This window comes from Enterocloster bolteae (genome assembly GCF_002234575.2).
Classification (GTDB): Bacteria; Bacillota; Clostridia; order Lachnospirales; family Lachnospiraceae; genus Enterocloster; species Enterocloster bolteae.
Window position 1 is genome coordinate 4,177,192 of sequence record NZ_CP022464.2, and the last position, 18,061, is coordinate 4,195,252.

At 49.2% G+C, this 18,061-nt stretch carries 17 protein-coding genes; 2 read left to right on the plus strand and 15 right to left on the minus strand.

What is annotated here, in order from left to right; translation table 11 throughout:
* The first annotated feature begins 97 nt into the window (after nucleotides 1–97).
* Nucleotides 98–1,264, plus strand: coding sequence for an IS110 family RNA-guided transposase (locus CGC65_RS19400; RefSeq protein ID WP_039896941.1), 1,167 nt, complete (start codon nucleotides 98–100; stop codon nucleotides 1,262–1,264).
* Nucleotides 1,265–1,365: 101 nt separating this feature from the next.
* On the opposite strand, the gene CGC65_RS19405 is transcribed toward CGC65_RS19400, so the two are convergent.
* The 13 genes from CGC65_RS19405 to CGC65_RS19465 form a co-directional block, all read right to left on the minus strand.
* A complete protein-coding gene (locus CGC65_RS19405; protein ID WP_039897257.1) occupies nucleotides 1,366–1,626 on the minus strand; it encodes a hypothetical protein in 261 nt (86 codons plus the stop codon).
* Nucleotides 1,584–2,687 carry a mandelate racemase/muconate lactonizing enzyme family protein gene (locus tag CGC65_RS19410; RefSeq protein ID WP_002565050.1) on the minus strand — a complete coding sequence of 368 codons (1,104 nt, stop codon included), beginning with the start codon at nucleotides 2,685–2,687 and terminating at the stop codon, nucleotides 1,584–1,586. Before CGC65_RS19410 ends, CGC65_RS19405 begins: the two co-directional genes overlap by 43 nt.
* A gap of 4 nt (nucleotides 2,688–2,691) precedes the next feature.
* The gene (gene uxaC / locus CGC65_RS19415; protein WP_002565051.1) at nucleotides 2,692–4,095 is read right to left on the minus strand and encodes a glucuronate isomerase; all 1,404 of its coding nucleotides are present in this window, start codon (nucleotides 4,093–4,095) and stop codon (nucleotides 2,692–2,694) included.
* Nucleotides 4,085–4,855, minus strand: coding sequence for an SDR family NAD(P)-dependent oxidoreductase (locus CGC65_RS19420; RefSeq protein WP_002565052.1), 771 nt, complete (start codon nucleotides 4,853–4,855; stop codon nucleotides 4,085–4,087). The genes uxaC and CGC65_RS19420 overlap by 11 nt, the downstream gene beginning before the upstream one ends.
* A 3-nt stretch (nucleotides 4,856–4,858) precedes the next feature.
* On the minus strand, nucleotides 4,859–6,079 hold the full coding sequence (locus CGC65_RS19425) for a UxaA family hydrolase (RefSeq protein WP_002565053.1): 1,221 nt from the start codon (nucleotides 6,077–6,079) through the stop codon (nucleotides 4,859–4,861).
* Between the two features lie 10 nt (nucleotides 6,080–6,089).
* Entirely contained in the window at nucleotides 6,090–6,437 is a 348-nt protein-coding gene (locus tag CGC65_RS19430; RefSeq protein WP_002565054.1) for a UxaA family hydrolase, read from the minus strand.
* A gap of 19 nt (nucleotides 6,438–6,456) precedes the next feature.
* Nucleotides 6,457–7,122 (minus strand): RraA family protein, encoded by a 666-nt coding sequence (locus CGC65_RS19435; RefSeq protein ID WP_002565055.1) that lies wholly within the window; start codon nucleotides 7,120–7,122, stop codon nucleotides 6,457–6,459.
* 16 nt (nucleotides 7,123–7,138) lie between these two features.
* A complete protein-coding gene (locus CGC65_RS19440) occupies nucleotides 7,139–7,882 on the minus strand; it encodes an SDR family NAD(P)-dependent oxidoreductase (protein ID WP_002565056.1) in 744 nt (247 codons plus the stop codon).
* Nucleotides 7,879–9,000, minus strand: a complete 1,122-nt coding sequence (locus tag CGC65_RS19445) for an enolase C-terminal domain-like protein (protein WP_002565057.1) — start codon at nucleotides 8,998–9,000, stop codon at nucleotides 7,879–7,881. Before CGC65_RS19445 ends, CGC65_RS19440 begins: the two co-directional genes overlap by 4 nt.
* A 10-nt stretch (nucleotides 9,001–9,010) precedes the next feature.
* Nucleotides 9,011–9,850, minus strand: coding sequence for a carbohydrate ABC transporter permease (locus CGC65_RS19450; protein ID WP_002565058.1), 840 nt, complete (start codon nucleotides 9,848–9,850; stop codon nucleotides 9,011–9,013).
* Nucleotides 9,847–10,794 (minus strand): carbohydrate ABC transporter permease, encoded by a 948-nt coding sequence (locus tag CGC65_RS19455; protein WP_002565059.1) that lies wholly within the window; start codon nucleotides 10,792–10,794, stop codon nucleotides 9,847–9,849. Before CGC65_RS19455 ends, CGC65_RS19450 begins: the two co-directional genes overlap by 4 nt.
* 85 nt (nucleotides 10,795–10,879) lie before the next feature.
* Complete coding sequence (locus CGC65_RS19460; protein WP_002565060.1) at nucleotides 10,880–12,208, minus strand: ABC transporter substrate-binding protein; 1,329 nt, start codon at nucleotides 12,206–12,208, stop codon at nucleotides 10,880–10,882.
* Nucleotides 12,209–12,582: 374 nt separating this feature from the next.
* A complete protein-coding gene (locus CGC65_RS19465; RefSeq protein WP_002565061.1) occupies nucleotides 12,583–13,116 on the minus strand; it encodes a ferritin-like domain-containing protein in 534 nt (177 codons plus the stop codon).
* Nucleotides 13,117–13,544: 428 nt separating this feature from the next.
* On the opposite strand from CGC65_RS19465, the gene CGC65_RS19470 reads away from it, so the two are divergent.
* A complete protein-coding gene (locus tag CGC65_RS19470; protein ID WP_002565062.1) occupies nucleotides 13,545–15,311 on the plus strand; it encodes a methyl-accepting chemotaxis protein in 1,767 nt (588 codons plus the stop codon).
* 93 nt (nucleotides 15,312–15,404) lie between these two features.
* Here the strand turns inward: CGC65_RS19470 and CGC65_RS19475 are convergent, their stop codons facing one another.
* Both CGC65_RS19475 and CGC65_RS19480 read right to left on the minus strand, forming a co-directional pair.
* Nucleotides 15,405–16,487 carry a substrate-binding domain-containing protein gene (locus tag CGC65_RS19475; RefSeq protein WP_002565063.1) on the minus strand — a complete coding sequence of 361 codons (1,083 nt, stop codon included), beginning with the start codon at nucleotides 16,485–16,487 and terminating at the stop codon, nucleotides 15,405–15,407.
* Nucleotides 16,488–16,674: 187 nt separating this feature from the next.
* Entirely contained in the window at nucleotides 16,675–17,985 is a 1,311-nt protein-coding gene (locus tag CGC65_RS19480; protein ID WP_002565064.1) for a serpin family protein, read from the minus strand.
* Between the last annotated feature and the right edge of the window lie 76 nt (nucleotides 17,986–18,061).

Genomic DNA, 18,061 nt, shown 5'->3' on the forward strand with positions numbered 1-18,061 from the left:
GAGCGTTTGCTCTGAGTACTTATTTCAATCAAGTCTACGATGATAACTGCTGGTGGATATCACGGTATCAGACTTTATGAAAGGGAGGTACAACCTCATGATTTACGTAGGCATTGATATTGCCAAACTCAACCATTTCGCCGCCGCGATTTCTTCCGACGGCGAAATACTCATCGAGCCGTTCAAATTTTCTAATAACTATGATGGCTTCTATCTACTGCTTTCTCATCTGGCACCACTTGACCAGAACAGTATCATCATAGGTCTTGAATCAACGGCACACTACGGTGACAACCTTGTTCGTTTTCTCATCAGCAAGGGCTTTAAAGTGTGTGTTCTCAACCCTATCCAGACTTCGTTCATGCGTAAAAATAATGTACGCAAAACGAAGACTGATAAAGTCGACACGTTTGTGATTGCTAAAACCCTTATGATGCAGGATTCCCTTCGGTTTATGGCCTTAGAGGATCTGGATTACATTGAGCTCAAAGAGCTCGGTAGATTCCGCCAGAAACTTGTGAAGCAGCGTACACGCTTAAAAATTCAGCTGACTTCCTATGTAGACCAGGCATTCCCGGAACTACAATACTTCTTTAAGTCTGGCTTGCATCAAAACTCTGTCTATGCCGTCCTTAAGGAGGCTCCGACACCCAACGCTATTGCTTCTATGCATTTGACCCATCTTGCTCACACCCTCGAAGTTGCTTCCCACGGCCATTTCGGTAAGGATAAAGCCAGAGAATTAAGAGTTCTCGCACAGAAGTCTGTCGGTGTCAATGACAGTTCTCTATCTATTCAAATAACTCATACCATTGAACAGATCGAGTTACTGGATAGCCAACTTTTTTCTACAGAGCTTGAAATGGCAAATCTTGTCACCTGCCTGCACTCTGTAATTATGACCATTCCCGGAATTGGTGTCGTGAATGGCGGAATGATTCTTGGTGAGATTGGTGATATACACCGATTCTCTAATCCAAAGAAACTGCTTGCATTTGCTGGACTGGATCCGACCGTTTATCAGTCTGGAAACTTCCAGGCTCACAGAACCAGGATGTCCAAAAGAGGATCTAAAGTGCTACGCTATGCCCTCATGAATGCAGCTCACAATGTCGTAAAAAACAATGCTACTTTCAAAGCTTATTATGATGCCAAGAGAGCGGAAGGCCGGACTCATTACAATGCCCTTGGGCACTGTGCTGGCAAACTTGTCAGAGTCATCTGGAAGATGCTCACTGACGAAGTAGCATTCAACCTCGAATAAGAGGTCTGTATACCATAATCGATAGATTTTGAAAAAGGGCTTTTAGGGAGCTTTGTTAAAGTTACCCTTCTTTCTGCGAAACACGGAATTGAAATTTCCACCTAATTTATACTTGACTTTTCATAGCTGGTCTCCTTTGTTACGAGTTTTTCACTTTGCATGAATTCTTTCCCCATTTTATCATATAAAGTACCTTGTTTCAAGGAATGATATTCCAGTATTGCAATTATTTTAACGGACCCGTAAACGAAAAAAACGCCGTACAGGGAAAACCGATGTGATATCAGTTCCTGTCCGGCGGCAAATCCCAACTCAATTCCTATACTTCTGTCATACACTCCTCCCTGAAACGAAATCCCCATCCGTCCCCTTCCCTGGGACTGGCAAATCCGTTTTCTATCTCCATGGCATTATCTATGATGCCGTCAATCCAGTCAAAGGACTCTGCTCCATAAGGACTCCTGACCGTACACAGCAGTGGGACATCGTAATCCTTATAATAATGGGGCAGGACCGGCAATCCGAAGGCCTCAGCCAGGGCAGCGGATTCCCTCCACGCCTCCACCCCTCCCAGCCGGACGATGTCCGGCTGCCATAAATCCAGGGCGTTGCGCACTGAAAGCTGTTTTAAAGCCTCAAAATCATATTCCCGCTCCCCCATGGCCAGCGCAATGCCGCACTGGTTTCTCAAAAGCTGGTATCCGGCATAGTCCGTGTGGACCACCGGCTCCTCAAACCACTGTATTCCCATGGAGGAAGCCCTGCGGGCCAGCTCCAGCGCATCCGGCACATTGAATCCCTGATTGGCGTCCATCATGATTTTCACACTGTCCCCCAGCGCCTCCCTGCACTTTGCCAGACGTTCCGCATCACGTTCGATGCTTCCCGAACCAACCTTGATTTTAACGGCCTTAAAACCTCTCTTTTTATAATCCAGCACTTCCTCCAGCAGTTCCTGGTCCGTGTAGGAAATCCAGCCGCCGCTGCCGTATACAGGTATCCTTCTCCGGTTGGCCCCCAGCATCTTCCACACCGGCTGGCGGCATGTATGTCCCCAGGCATCCCACATGGCCAGGTTCACGGCAGCAATGGCGCAGTTGTTGATTCCCGTATTGCCAAAGTATTCCGCCTCCCGGTCCCAGTCAGCCCTGGCCAGCACCGTATCATATACAGCGTACTCTCCCGCGCTGATAAAGCTGCAGACATCCCTGAGCGCTCCCTCCATTGCTCCCGGAGAATAGTGGAAGGACAGCACATACCCCTGGCCCCTTACACCCTCCGCTGTCATCAGCTCCACAATATAAAAACCGATTTGGCTGATTGTGTGTGTGGAATCCGCAATGGGTCTGCTGATATCAGACACAGCCCTGTAAAAATGTATATCCTTTATCTTTTCTTTTACATTCATTTTACCTGCAGTCATGTTCTCACCATCCAAAGTATTCTTTTACATTCCTGTAGCATATTCCTTCTATTATTTCCTTCAGATATTTCTCGCCGGAGAAATATTCTCCGCGCTCCACCAGTTCTCCCAGATAGCTGCAGAGACAGCGGCGGTAAAGCTCATGGCGCGGATAACTTAAGAAACTCCTGGAATCCGTCAGCATTCCAACGGACAGGCTCAGGGGATACAGATTCCCTGCTCCGCCAAACTGGCGCATGATGCCGAAGGGCTGGTCGTTGAACCACCAGGGAGCGCCCAGCTGTACCTTCCCCCTTACCGTGCCGTCGCAGAAGCCTGCTGCCAGAACGGCAAAGGGTTCCATCTGCGCAGGGTTTAAGGGATACAGAATTGTCTTTGGAAGCTGATCAAGCTCTGTCAGCCGGTCCAGGATACGTCCCACGGATTTTACGGACGTGGAGTCATCCACACAGTCAAAACCTGTGGACTGCCCGATTTCCTGCACCTTCCTGTGATTGGCGTCCAGATAGGTACCGATATGAAGCTGCATCACAAAATGATATTTTTTATAGAGCTTTGCCATTTCAATCAGGAACGCGGATTTATACCTGTTTATTTCCACCTCTGATAACTGCTCCCCAGCCGCAGCCTTTTGAAAAATGTCCTCCGCCTGGGCCTCGGTGTATTCCTCCCACACAATGTGGGCAATGCCGTTGTCGCTGACCGTTGTTCCAAATTCCGCAAAAAATGCCAGACGTTGTTCCAGCGCTCCCATCATGGAGGAAAAATCCACGATTTCCTGCCCCGCTGCCTGGGAAAGGATTTTCATATAATCCGAAAATGTCTTCCGCTCGCAGTAAAATGCCCTGTCAGGCCTGAAGGCCGTGAGAATGCGCGTCTTTAAAACTGCATTCTCCTTTATTTTCATGTGATATTCCAGGCTGTCCGCCGGATCCTCCGTGGTGCTGAGCAGTTCTACCCCGGACCGTTCCAGACACCATCCGGGCGTCATGTGAAGCTGCCTGATCCGCTGGTTGGTGCGCCGGTAAATCTCCTCCGCATTATCCGGTCCAAGGGGTTCCTCTATGTCAAAGTACCGCTTCAGCTCCAGGGCGCACCATATATAAAGGGGATTGCCTGCAAGATAGGGCATGATCTGCGCAAATTTCAGAAATTTTTCATAGTAGCTTTTTGTTCCGGTGATATACTCCTCGCTGATTCCGAATGTGCGCATGGCCCTCCATTTATAATGGTCATGAGCCAGCCACATTTCACCCAAATCCTTGAACTCCCTGTTTTCACAGATTTCCCTGGCCTCCAGATGGCAGTGGTAATCCACAATAGGAAGCCTCTCCCCATAGCTGTGGTACAGCCGGCTTCCCGTGGGGTTTGTCAGAAGAAACTCCTCGGAAAAACAATCAGAACCCAATCAGAGCACCTCCATCCACCGGCAGGCAGGTGCCTGATATGTATCCGGCCGCGTCACTGCTTAAAAATACGGCAGCCATACCTATATCTGTCACGCTTCCCACCTTCTGCATGGGAATCCGTCCCAGGATTTTTCCCAAACGGACCTGGTCCCCGTCCGTGGCCTTATGGAACATGGGCGTATCAATCCATCCCGGCGCAATGGCGTTGACGCGCACCCCGTAAGGACCGCCTTCTGCTGCCAGGGTATGCACCAGGCCCAGATAACCTGCCTTGGCCGTGGCATAGCCTGCCACCTGCGGCTGGCCGATGTAGCTGGTCATGCTGGCCTGGAACAGGATACTTCCCTTCCCCTGCTCCTTCATGTGGGGGAACAGTGCCTTTGTCAGCGCAAAAGCGCCCACCAGGTGTACGTTCAGCACGTTTACGTAATCCTCCACCGTCATGTCCTCAATGTATTTCTTGCAATGGTTTCCCGCATTGTTCACCAGGATGGTCACCGGCCCCTGCTCCGCTATGACCCGGTCCGCCATCTCCTGGGTATGGTCTGTGTCCGTTATGTCAAACTGATAAAACACAGCCTTTCCCCCAAACTCCTTTAAGGCTTCCCGCCCCTGTTCCCGGCTCTCATAGCTCAGCACCGCCACCTTTGCGCCTGCCCCCACCATGCACCTGGTGATTGCAAGCCCCAGTCCGGTGGTGCCGCCTGTAACAATTGCGGTCTGCCCCTCTAATGAAAAATAACTTCCTGTATCAAACATTGCCTATGCCTCCCTGCATTTTTTCGTTGCGTCCCTGTCCTGATATTTATACGGTATAAAATACTCTTTGTGGCCCAGCGCCTCGCTTTTGCTCTTTGTGCCGGAAGCCACCTCTGCCGCCATTTTGAGAAGCCTTTGTGCCATCTCATCCTGAGAGCAGCGCCCCTCCAGCACCGGCCCGGCGTCAAAGTCCATATCCTCCTCCATGGCCCTGTAGGTAGCAGAGTTTCCCGTGATTTTAATACAGGGAACCACAGCGGATCCCACCACATTTCCCCTGCCTGTTACCAGAAATACAATATGGCTGTGGCATGCAGCCAAATCCATCAGCCCTTCGCTGTCATTGGGATTGGTGATTCCAAACTGCATCCAGTATGGATCCGGCGTGGAATCCAACAGCCACAGACCAGGATGAGGCGGCTTAACCCCCACCTTAAGAACTCCCTCAATGGGTCTGCTTCCGCTTTTTATGAGGGCTCCCATGCTTTTTTCTTCAATGGTGGACAGCCCTCCCGCAAAATTACCCGGGCTGACCGAATACTGGCGCACGGATTTGCAGTACTCCAGGGCCTTATCATATGTATCCCCAATCTCCTGCCTGGCCCTTTCATTTGCAGCGCGCCCCACCAGCATCTCCTTAAGGCCTATGGCCTCCACGATTTCCTCAAAAATGGCCGTTCCTCCCAAATCGGTCAGCCGGTCGAAAAACCGTCCCACCACCACATTTCCGGCCAGCCCGCTGGTGTAATCAGACCCTCCGCACTCTGCCCCTATGATTAAATCCCGGATTCCCATGGGTTTTCTTTTGGTATCCTTAAGCCGTTCCCGCATCAGCCCCACAACAGCCAGGCCCTTCTCTATGGTCTTTCTGGTTCCGCCCTCCTGCTGAATGAACATCCAGGCGGCTTCCTTTCCCTCCTTCCCGGCTATGTCCGCCAGCCATTCCGGCTGCACATACTCGCACCCCAGCCCAACGGTCAGCACAGCGCCCACATTGGGATGGCGTATCAGGGCAATCAGAAGGCGCACCGCATATTCATTATCCGTACAGCCCGAAAATCCGACCACCTCTGTCTCCGGGTCCCCTGCAAGTCTTACGATTTCCCTGGCCACAAAAGAAGCGCACTCCACGGTGTAGATGACCAGCACCTTATTGCGTATTCCCATTGCGCCGTTCTTCCTCACATAGCCCATCCAGCTATATTCCCTTTTAAGGTTATCCATCGCCTGCCTCCTACTCATATCTGGTATCCTTGGGCGCTCCGGTCATCACGTCCAGGTGGCTGGAGCGCTCATCGTACACGCTGCGGATATTGTGAAGATGGACCCATTCCCCGGCCCTTATGTCCTTTGATGCCCTGGCAATGCGCACCCCGTATTTTATGACATCCTCCCCGGCCCTTATGTTTTGGAGAGCGATTTTATGGCCTTTTGGTATCTTCTGAACAGCCTCGGCTTCCCTCATGCATCCATCGCCTAGAAGCCTTAGCGCACCGGGGATGAGCTCCTCCAGGGCAGTGGCCACATTGTCTTTTTGTTCAATCTGAAATGCCCTTTGTATTATTTCCATTGTTCCATCCATCCGGCCCGTCGTCCCTCCTCTACAAAATACCGAATTTCGCAAATGCATCCGTGGCGCTCATACCGTCCTCGATGGCCTTTCTCACTGTCTTTTCCCCGGCAGCCTTTTTAAGGGCCTTTATAAGTACCTCATCCGCTGCTTCCCTGGGAATGACCAGCACTCCGTCCACATCACCGAAAATCAAATCCCCGTCATGAATCCTTACCTGTCCTATCTCAATGTCGCACCTAAAATCCACCACCTGAGTGCGGACGCTGGAATCCTGGGCATAACAGCCGCAGGAAAATACCGGCCAGTTCTGGGACAGCACCTGGGGCGTATCCCTGTGCCACCCGTTCACCACGGCGCCGGACGCCTTCCTGGTTCTGGCCGCTGCAGTCAGAAGCTCCCCCCAGTAGGCGCACCGTTTGGTTCCGCCCGCAGCAATATATATCTCATTTTCCTTCAGCTGGTCCAGCGCCTCCGTCAGAAGCCCAAAGGGCTTTTTCTGCGGTCCGTACACATCTGTCATCAGCACGGTCATGGCCTTTCCCGCCAGCTTCATATCCTCGCGCAGAGGCCGGATATCCTGGGGCAGAAACTGGTGATAATATCCCAGTTCGTCCAGTATGTCGCCCACCACGGGTGTATAGAGCTTCTCCCTCATCAGGGCGAATTTTTCATTTTCATCATTCCACAATTTCATGACATTACCTCCTCTGCTAATAACCGAAGCTTAAAGCCCCGCCGTCCACGGCGAAGTCCTGTCCGGTTATATACTCTGATTCATCTGACACCAGGAACTTTACCATGGCGCCGATATCCCTGGGATTGCCGAAACAGTGCACCGGCATTCTGGCCAGTATTTTCTGCTTCCTCTCTTCGTCCATGACCTTGCGGCTCATCTCCGAGGGAAACCATCCGGGTGCAACCGAGTTTACATTGATACCATCCTGGGCCCATTCCACCGCCAGCCCCCTTGTCATGGACAGCACAGCTCCCTTGCTGGTACAGTAGGGCACCACCTCCGAAAACCCCAGATGGGCTGCCATGGAAGTGATGTTCACGATTCTGCCCCTGTTGGGAGACTGTCTTAAATAGGGGTAGCACAAGGTGCACAGCTTAAACACACTGCTTACGTTTACCTGGAGCACCTTCTCAAAATCTGCGTCCGAAACATCCTGCGCCAGGCTCTTTACCGTGATTCCCGCGTTGTTTACCAGAAAATCAATGCCGTGTTCACGGCCGATTCTCTCTGTTAGTTCCCCCATCTCCTTATAATCGCTTACATCCGCCGCCAGATGAATCACATTTTCATGGCTGGTCTCCCCTTCCAGCTTCGGCCTGCCGCTCCGGCTGACAGCATACACCACTGCCCCTGCCTCAGCCAGAACATTGGCCGCGGCAAACCCAAGTCCGCTGGATCCGCCTGTAATAATTCCCGTCTTACCCGCCAATTCCATCATTCCGACACCTCCATCTGATGGGAAACACAATTTCGTTCAATCAGCTCCCAGTCCAGTTCTCCGCCGATTCCCGGCTTGTCAGGAACTGTAATTATCCCTTTCTCATCAATGGGAAGAAGTCCCTTCATGGGGAACATGAAATCCTCTTCCGGCACAAAATACTCAAAATATCTGCAATTGCGTATGGCGCAGGAAACGTGAAGGTTTACCAGGTCCATGTAATTCATGGTCGTGGTATGAATCTCGCACTGCATTCCGAAGCTTTCTGCCAGGTGTGCTATTTTCAAAGTTCCCGTAACCCCGCATTTCCATGACACATCGGCCCTGACAATATCCGCCGCCTTCTGGTTGATGACCTGCGCCACCCCCCAGTGACATCCCCTGGTAGTCTCCGTGGCGGCAATGGGAATATCCAGGGCGGCACACAGCTGGGTATATTTGTTCAGTTCAAAATCCCGGAAGGGTTCCTCCAGCCATTCATACCCCAGCTTCTCCAGGTGCCTTCCCACCCTGACTGCTTCTTCCAGTGTATATTCCGCCACAGGGTCGCTCATGAGCTTCATATCCGGTCCCACTGCCTTGCGTATATTCTCGTGGATTTCCATATCCAGCTCACAGGGACCGGAGGGATGGGCTTTATAACAGTTGACTCCCCTGGATTTGTAATAGAGGGCCTCCCGCACATACTCCTGCGGGTCCTCATGGAACAGCCCGCTGGCATATACAGGCAGAGACCGGCGGTAGGCGCCTATGTATTGATAGAGCGGAAGTCCTGCTGCCTTGGCGCAGATATCCCACAGAGCCACATCCACCGGGCCCGGCAGATATACAGGAAAAAAGGTCAGGTGCCGGTCAATGTTCCACAGCTCATGCCATATTTTTTCCCTGTCATAGGGAGAGGCACCCAGAACCACCGGAGCAATATTATCGTGCAGATAGCTTTCCGTCACCCGGCCTGACCGCGCTGCCAGGGCTGTTGCGATTCCCTCGTATCCGTTATCCGTTGTCAGCTTAAGCACCACCACATCCCAATCCATACTGCTCTTGCCCTTGCGTTTTTCATCAAACAGGCACTTATTTCGTTTAACCCACCAGGTTTCAAATTTTACGATTTTCATAAGCTGTCTCCTATCCTTTCACTGCTCCTGCCATGATTCCCTTGATAAAATATTTCTGCATGGACAAAAAGATTGCCAGCACAGGAATCAGGGACAGGATAATGGTTGCTGTCAGGGTACCGTACTGCCACGAAGCAGCCTCATCCCGCAGAAAGGTGATGCCTACTGCAAGGGTCTGGGATTTTGCCGTGGTGCACAGGGTTCTGGCGTATGTAAACTCTCCCCACACCGAGATAAATGTCATGATGATGACCGTGGCGATTCCGGGCTTCACGATGGGCAGCATCACACGGCTGAAGGTCTGCCACTGGCCTGCCCCGTCAATTCTGGCTGCTTCCATCATCTCGTTGGGAACGCCGTTAAACTGTCCTCTCATGATGAATACGGACATGGGCAGGTTGGTTGCAATATACGGAAGTATGAGGCCAAGCCTGGTATCAATCAGGTCAAAACGCGACTGCATAATGTAAATCGGTATCAGGTAAATAACATAGGGCAGGGTGATGATTAGCAGAACAAATCCAAGGAACAGGTCCCTTCCCCAATACTGAAACTTGGAAAAGGAATATCCCAGGGTGGCTGCGAAAAGCACGTTGAACAGCACGCTCCAAAAGGATACCACAACGGAATTGGAAAAATATTTAAAGAAGTTGCCCAGTTTTGTAAAAATACCCGTATAGTGGCCCAGATAGGGATTTACAGGAAGAAAGGTAAGGACTGACGAATATATCTCTTCATCCGGCTTTAGCGAGGTGAGCATCGTCCATATGAAGGGAATAATGAAAATAAAGGATATGACGAACAGCAATATAAACACGGCTATGCTGCCGGCGTTTTTCTTAATACTCATGCCCTGTTCCTCCTTTTTCCGGTCTTTTTCCGTTTCACTTCATCCTCATCCTTTGTCCTGTTGATGTAAAGATTGATACATGACAAGATCAGGATAACCGCCCCCATAAAATAACCGATGGCAGACGCATAGCCCATCTCGTAATATTTAAACGCGTTCATCCATGTGTACTGGTATAGAACCAGAGTGGATGTGCCCGGCCCGCCGTTTGTCATGACGAAGGGCTGTTCAAACACCTTCACGGACTGGATAATGGCCCACAGGCCGCAGATTACATAGCTTTCCTTCAGATTAGGCAGAATAATCCTGAAAATCCTCTGGAATGCATTGGCCCCGTCAATCTTGGCGGATTCGATGATATCCGATGGGATTCCTGCAAGGCCTGCCATAAAGAAAATAACAAGCATTCCCATATTTTTCCATAAGCTGACAATTACGATGGAAAACATGGCCCATTTTCCTTCTCCCAGCCAGTTGTGGGCCCATGTGTCCAGGTGCAGCATTTCCCTGAGCACGCTGTTGAGAAGGCCATACTGGTTGTTTAAAATCCACTGGAAAATAATGCCGGTCAGGGAAAGCGGCACCACCATGGATACAAATACGCAGGTGCGAAAGATTCCCGATCCCCTGACGCCCTTGTCTAAAAGCATGGCGATTATCAGGGAAATAATCATGATGGACGGGAAAAACAGCAGCGAAAATACCACGGTATTTCTCAGGGAATCCATAAAATATGCATCGGAAAACATCTTTGCAAAGTTGGAAAGACCTGCGAATACCGGCTTCTTGTCAAAGGCAAAATTGTAATTGGTAAAGCTCAGGTAAAGCGAGCGTAACAGCGGATACCCCATGTAAACAGCCACAAATATAACCCCCGGAGCTGCAAACGCATAGCCGGGTATCATCTTTTTCAGCTGCACGCCCACACTTTTTTTATTCCCCATATTCCACCTCATCCTATTTCTATGATAGCGGCAGGAAAACCGGCCAATGCAAAGACTGTCATTGAACCGGCCCTGCCGGCTGGTTTTATTTGTTCATACCAGTGCTCAGGTCAATGGTCGTCATGAACTTACTCATATTGGCAGAAAACTCATCAACCGTGGAACCGCCTGACAGCATCTTCTGAAGCTCTATCTGCATGTTGGTATCCAGCTTTGTGTAGTCCTTGTACAGAGGAGGCGTCGTTGCTTTTTCTGTGAAATCAAGTACGGTTGGCCAATATGGATTATCCAGTTTCTCGTAATGGGCCTTCATGGGTGACATCTTGCCGTAGGAATTCATGGAATCAGCCTGGAACTGTTCCTGCAAAAGCTTATCCTTGATGAATTTAATGGCCAGCTCCTGGTTTTCAGATGCCTTGGGAATAACGGCGCCATGTATGTAGGAAACAGAACCATGGGTATCTGTGCCCGGTATGGGCATAACGCCTACATTCTCTGCCCCCAGAAGCTCCCCTGCCTCAATCCATCTGGAAGCCGGGGCAATGTGCATGGCTACCCTTCCGGCCTTGAAATTTGTCCTGTTTGCATCGGCATCCGCGAATACATCCGTGGTGGTATAGCCGTCCTTTACTAAATCCTGCCATACCTGGAGCATGTTTTTGACGGGCCCGGCCGTGAAGTTCAATGTATTTCCGTCTGACTCGTACAAGTTTCCGTTGGCTCCCATGACGCATGCGTCGTAGGCCTTTACCGCCATGTTGTTGCCCCAGTCAATCGCCAGGCCGGTCTGTCCGTCCTTTGTCAGGTTCTTTGCATATTCGTACATCTCATTCCAGTCTGACGGGGCAGTGACAGTCTGGTCCTCTGCCACGTAGCCGGCCTCCTGCATCATCGGTATATTTACCACGCATCCCAAGACTTCTCCCAGCAGCGGAATCATGTACTGTACTCCGTCAGCATTTCCGCTTTCCAGAAATGACTCGATGAACTTATCCTTGGTAAAATCCCCGTTAAAGAAGTTCTCGTCCGTAAACTCCACCACATAATCATTGGCAGCGTACGGAACCGTCTCAGAGCGGTCGCCGCCCAAGGCTAAATCGCAGTTTGTCTTTCCCTGGGACCACTCCAGCATGCTGGAGGTCACGTCCACATTGTCCACCTGGTTATAGACTACTTTTACGCCCGGATTCTCTTCCTCAAATTCCTTTGCAATCCTCTCAAAATCATATTTCCCCATCATCCACGCCTGAACAGTCACCCGCAGGGTCTGCCCTCCCCCGGCCTCCTTTGTCCCGCTGTCTGAAGCTTCAGCCGCCCCAGTCCCCGGGTCAGTTGAGGAAGAACCGCACCCCCACAGTACGGATGATGCCATGACAGCTGCCAGTGCCAACGAATACGCCTTTTTTGTCTTCATAATAAACCTCCTGATACATTTTAGTGAAACGTTTCCCTTACCATATTTTCATCTTACTATATTATTCTGCCGGTGTCAAGATGCGGAGGTTGACTTTATTGTTATTTTGCATAATTTTTCGGTATTTTTTTGCTATTTTATCATTTTATTAACATATGCTTAACATTTTTTCATATTATCTTTTCCGCCGTCCCGTTTATCCTCTTCGCATTTCCGAGAAGTAACGTTTCCCTTATTCCGCAAAAAACGACAAAAAAGGGGATGGTGCAAAACCAGATTGGTTACCTGATTTTGCACCATCCCCTTTTTTGATTTAGATGCAGGAAATCCATTTAAATAAACCGCCCCATCAAAACCTGGGACGGCGGATAGGTTCATTCAATTTGAGACAGATAATCACTAAAAATTTTATAATGCAGTTTTTCGTCTAATGATAACCTTGCAAGCATTTTAGAAACATGAGGGTCTTTGATTTCTTTTGATTGGGCCGCGTATGCCTGAGCTGCAAACTGTTCTGACCGGGCATTATCAGACAATATTGCAGGGAGTTCACAGCTGTAACTTACCATATTCCCGCACCAATAGGAATTGGGCCTGGACGAACGGCATTCGGGCTGGCCTCCAAGAAGGTGAATGAGCTGTCCGATTATGGAAAAGTGGTGCTGTTCAACGATGGCTATGCGTTGAATGACACGGCGGATGTTTTGATGACGATCATTGATGGTCCAGGATTGATACAGATACTGGTGTACCGTGGTCATTTCGCTGGCGGTTGAGGCTAAATCCGCCATAAGGATCTGGGCGTATTGCTGGTTCTTTTCCAGAACAGCAACGGGAGGATACCAGTTTGAGTGCGCAACCGGAAAAGAATCCGGGTTTGCGCGGATATTATATTGAATATTGTTCATGGGACATTCTCCTGGAAAAAGCTGGATAGGTGGTTTTTTAATCTTTATGAGAAAGAATCCATCGGTAGAACGCCATTGAATAAAATAAATCATTTATAATTTAGCTTTTCATGCCGATATATAGCATATACCTTGTGTGCTGGTTTGGTACACTCACACAGGGCGGGGAATAAATACCGGCAATCTTGTCCAGCCATGGTTCAGGCCGGTAAATTGTTCCCACGGTTCTGCTAAAAATGATGTAAAAGGGGGAAATATGCAAACTATTTTTATAGTCAACCATGCTGTTGAGTGGGAGAGTATAATCAGCGATGAATGGCTGAGACCGGAAGGAGTAACAGAGCAGCCATACAAACAGATGATTTGCAGAATGCATAGACTGCCATGCCCCCAATCACCGGGGCATGATTACTAAGGAGAGTCGATTTATGAATTTTATGAAGAATTTAAAAATTGGAAAAAAATTAATTGTTACATTTGGAGTTATCATTATACTTTTTTTAATTTCACTTATGGTATCAATTATGAGTCTGAGCAACTCCGGTAAGAATTTTGGAGATTTCTACACAGTGGGATACCCGGTTTCCAATAAGACAACCGATATGTGCCGTGCTACCCAGACAGGCTTAAAGTGTATAGCAATCAGCATGCTTACGGATGATGCTGCTGAAACACAGAATTATATTACCCAGGCCAATGAACAATTTAATACATTGTCTCCGGGATTCGACTATTTACGGCAGAATTTCAGAGGTGATAAGGCGGTGCTTGACCAGGCCCAGAAAATTCTGGAAGAGGCAAAGCCATACCGGATAGAGATTCTTGACCTGGCAGGACAGAATAAGAATACAGAAGCGGCTGACCTGCTTTTTACTAAATACCAGCCATTAATGCTGGAATTTATGAATTTAATGAACAAAGCTGATTCTGATACCACTGCGATCGCGGCCGAGGACTATTCTCAGTCCGCCAAGGCCCAGACCTCTGCCCTGGTATTTCTGATCACCATAGCTGCATTGGCTCTGGCACTGACGGTCACACTTGCCATTTATATCACAAAAGCCCTCACCAGGCCAATCAGCGAGATTGAGGAAGCAGCTAAAAAGATGTCTGCGGGAGATCTTGAGGTGTCGATCAGCTACGTTTCAGAGGATGAACTGGGCAGCCTCTCTGAGAGCATGAGGACCCTGACCCATAATTTTAAGGGGATTATACAGGATATGGGAATGGGGCTGTCGGCTCTGGGTAATGGGGATTTCAGTGTGGATTCTAAGGCCAAAGAGCTTTATGTAGGCGAATTTGCACAGCTGGCAACATCCATGTATCAGATCATTGACAAGCTTTCATCTGTATTGGGACAGATTAACCAGTCTGCGGACCAGGTGGCATCCGGCAGTGACCAGGTTGCGTCCGGTTCCCAGGCCCTTTCCCAGGGAGCCACGGAACAGGCCTCCTCAGTGGAGGAGCTGGCCGCCACGATCAATGAAATCTCCAACCAGGTGAAGTCTAACGCGGAGAATGCGCACAATGTCAACAAGCTGGCAGATGATGTGGGGCTAAAGATGACGGAGAGCAACCAGCAGATGCAGACCATGATTGAAGCGATGAAGGAAATCAGCTCCTCCTCCAGCGAGATCGGAAAGATTATCAAGACAATTGAGGATATTGCCTTCCAGACCAACATACTGGCGCTCAACGCAGCGGTGGAGGCGGCCCGCGCAGGAGAAGCAGGAAAGGGCTTTGCAGTGGTTGCGGATGAGGTGCGTAATCTTGCCAGCAAGTCAGCGGAAGCATCCAAGAATACGGCGGCGCTGATAGAGAGCTCCATTCTGGCAGTGGAAAAGGGCACTAAGATTGCAGACGAGACAGCCCACACTCTGTTAGAGAGCGTGGAAGGCGCCCAGAAGGTAACCAGAACCATAGACCAGATTTCCAGGGCATCTGAGGAGCAGGCATCCTCCATCAGCCAGATAACCCAGGGGATAGACCAGATCTCCAATGTGGTGCAGACCAATTCAGCCACCGCGGAGGAATCAGCAGCAGCCAGCGAGGAGTTATCCGGACAGGCACAGATTCTTAAGGGGTTAATCAGCCAGTTTAAGTTAAAGGATATGGGAAGCGCCCCCATGGTGATGCAGGATGTTCCAAGACAGATGGATCCAATTCCCGTTTACCCGGACGGAAGTAAATACTAAACGGCAGCTTTGACCAGGACAGGGGCAGCATTTATGAAGGAAACGCTGCCCCTGTCTTTTTGTTTTCCGGCTTCAGCCAGTTAAGTCCGCGGTTTATGTCCGCGTATACTGCATGTCCTTAATATTTTCCCAGAAGTAGTTTACGTTGCTCTTAAATATCAGTACTATTTCCACCCTGCGTACCTTTTCCGCTGGTTCCTTATCCATGAGCAGGTACTCATAAAGCATCTTGATGGCAAGATATGACTGCTTACAGGGGTCCTTGAACACCAGATTGGTAAAGGTTCCTTCCTTTAAGGCCCTCACCGTCTCATCAAATACATCGCTTGCAATGACGGGAATCCTGCCTGCCATCCCGCTTTTCTTTAATGCCCTGTACAGGACAGCGCTGCCTCTGGAAAACACGCAGCAAATCAGATCCGGGGGATTTTCCTTCAAAATATCCAGCACGTTTTTATCCAGATGGTCTAATTCATAATAGCCGTATAAATCCTCAACAGCATACTCCTTCTTCTCCTGCCGCATATATTCGTGAAACCCTTTTGCCACCAGATAATGGGAATCCTTATAGGGGTCACCTGTCATCAGGAGAATGCGCCGGCCCCTGGCCAGGATATTGCAGGCCTGTTCCGCCATGAGCTGGCCTGCCGCGTAATAATCCCCCACCACGGTTCCTAAATGGCCGCACCGGTCCTGGTCTTCGGTCACAAAAACCACAGGCAGCCCTTTATCTGTAAAGTATCTGACTGCACAGATTCCCTTTTCGTCTCCCGGCGGAACCGTCAGAAGTCCGTCTAACTCCTCCCCTGCCTTCACCTTTTCACATAATGCTTCCAGTGTCCGGGAAAGTTCTCCCTTTTCATAGGCCAGCTCCTGAATCTCCAGGTTAAACTCGCTCTGTTCCGCCAGGTACATTCTGTATCCCTGCCATATATAGCTGTAGAAATACTTGCTGTCCTGATCCAGTTTGGGCAGGCATACTGCAATTTTCATATTTTTCCGTTTCAGCATGGATGCCATGGCGTTCAGCCTGTAACCATTTTTTTCCGCATAGGATACTATTTTTTTTCTGGTAGCTTCACTCACCCCGGGCTTTCCATAAATCGCTTTATGGATTGTATTAAGGGACACATTAAAATGCTGTGCCATATCCTTCATGGTAATCTGTGATTTCATGTGGTTTTCCTCGTCTTCTCATAAGGTCAAATTATATTTAAAACAAGCCTTACGATATATCTTATACAATCCTTCACTTTTTTTCAAGCCCGCAGGCAGCAATTCCATAGAATGCACAGAATCCGGTTTGGGGAAATCAATTTTGGGGAAATCAATTTTGGGGAAATCCGTTTTGGGAAAATCCGTTTTATTCCAGCTGCATCAGACAGCCCATAAAAAGAGGAAAGTTCTGTCTGGTATCTATAATCATATAGAAAAACGGTCTGTCAAGAAAAACCTCCTTTGGTTCCTCTGTTTGAACGGCACTGCCCTCCGATACCTCAACTGCCGTCACTGCCCCTGCTTTTGTCCCTTTTTCGTCCACATCAATTTTAGTCTTGTGAATCACTTTGCTTATATAAATATTATCATTATCTGAATGGGCCATGGAGGAAAAATCCGCTTTTTGGCTGTCAAATGCATCTTTCATTCCGGATTCCGTCAGGGACTCGTTGAGAACCACATTGTATTCCACTGTAAATTTTGGCAATCTGACACAGACGGTTTTATTACGGGTCTGTTCAAGAAGATCTGTAATCCCATTTTCCTTTAACCTCTCCAGAAACTCCTTCATCGTCATACCCTCATCAGGCAGGACCGCGGCAAATGCATAGGCGCCGTCCCCATATGGTTTTAGGAATCCCCTCCCCAATGTATTTTCAAGATAGACTGCTTCTGTGGAATACATGAACTCCGCGGACTGGTGTTCCCCGTTTTCCGCGTTAAATGTTCCTTTATGTATCTGGTTCTTTTTATAGATATCCCGCCATTCCCCGTCAAAGGACAGCGCATTGACCAAATACATAACCGCGTCCCGGGGCGGCGCCTCTTCCAGCAGTTTCTGAATCATGCCGTTGGTTTCCTTCTTTACCCAGCTGTTGATGTCATCCCTTGTGCCCGCGTCAAAGGGAGCCTCAAATATAGATGCATCGTAATAATTCCGGCTGGTTTTAAGAAAATCCTCATTTATAGCCAGGCTGTCCCTGTCCCTGAACCATATGGAATTCGCTATGTTGACCTGGCAGGCCTCGCTGTTGGGCATATAATCTGTGTATGCCTTCAGATAATCATTCAGGACAGCCGTATCCGTATGCATCATCTGTTCCATCTGCGCCCGCGTGTTGCCCTCCGCTCCATTTGCAGTCATTCCCAGGGCGGAGACAATGGAAAGAGGCGAAATCAGGCAATTGCCATGGGACAGGTTTTCACTCAGAAGTTCCAGAGAAAATTCTGTAAGTTCCTTCCGTGGATTTACAGATTCATAGGATGGCTCCATCATATCCACTGTCTCCACTTCTTCCTTGGGTATATTCCGGGTAAGATCCTGGGTGCCCTTATGAAGGCCATTTAAAGCACACCCGGATGTGAGCGCAGATAAAAATATGGCTGTCAGAAGCAGCCCAGCTCCCAGATACTTCCTTTTCCTTTTCGTTATCATTTGCATCAAATGTTTCATCATATTCCCCTCCCTGCCGCAGATATGCGGAAACCTTATGATTACTTTACCATATCCTTCCACGTTTTACTTTAATCCC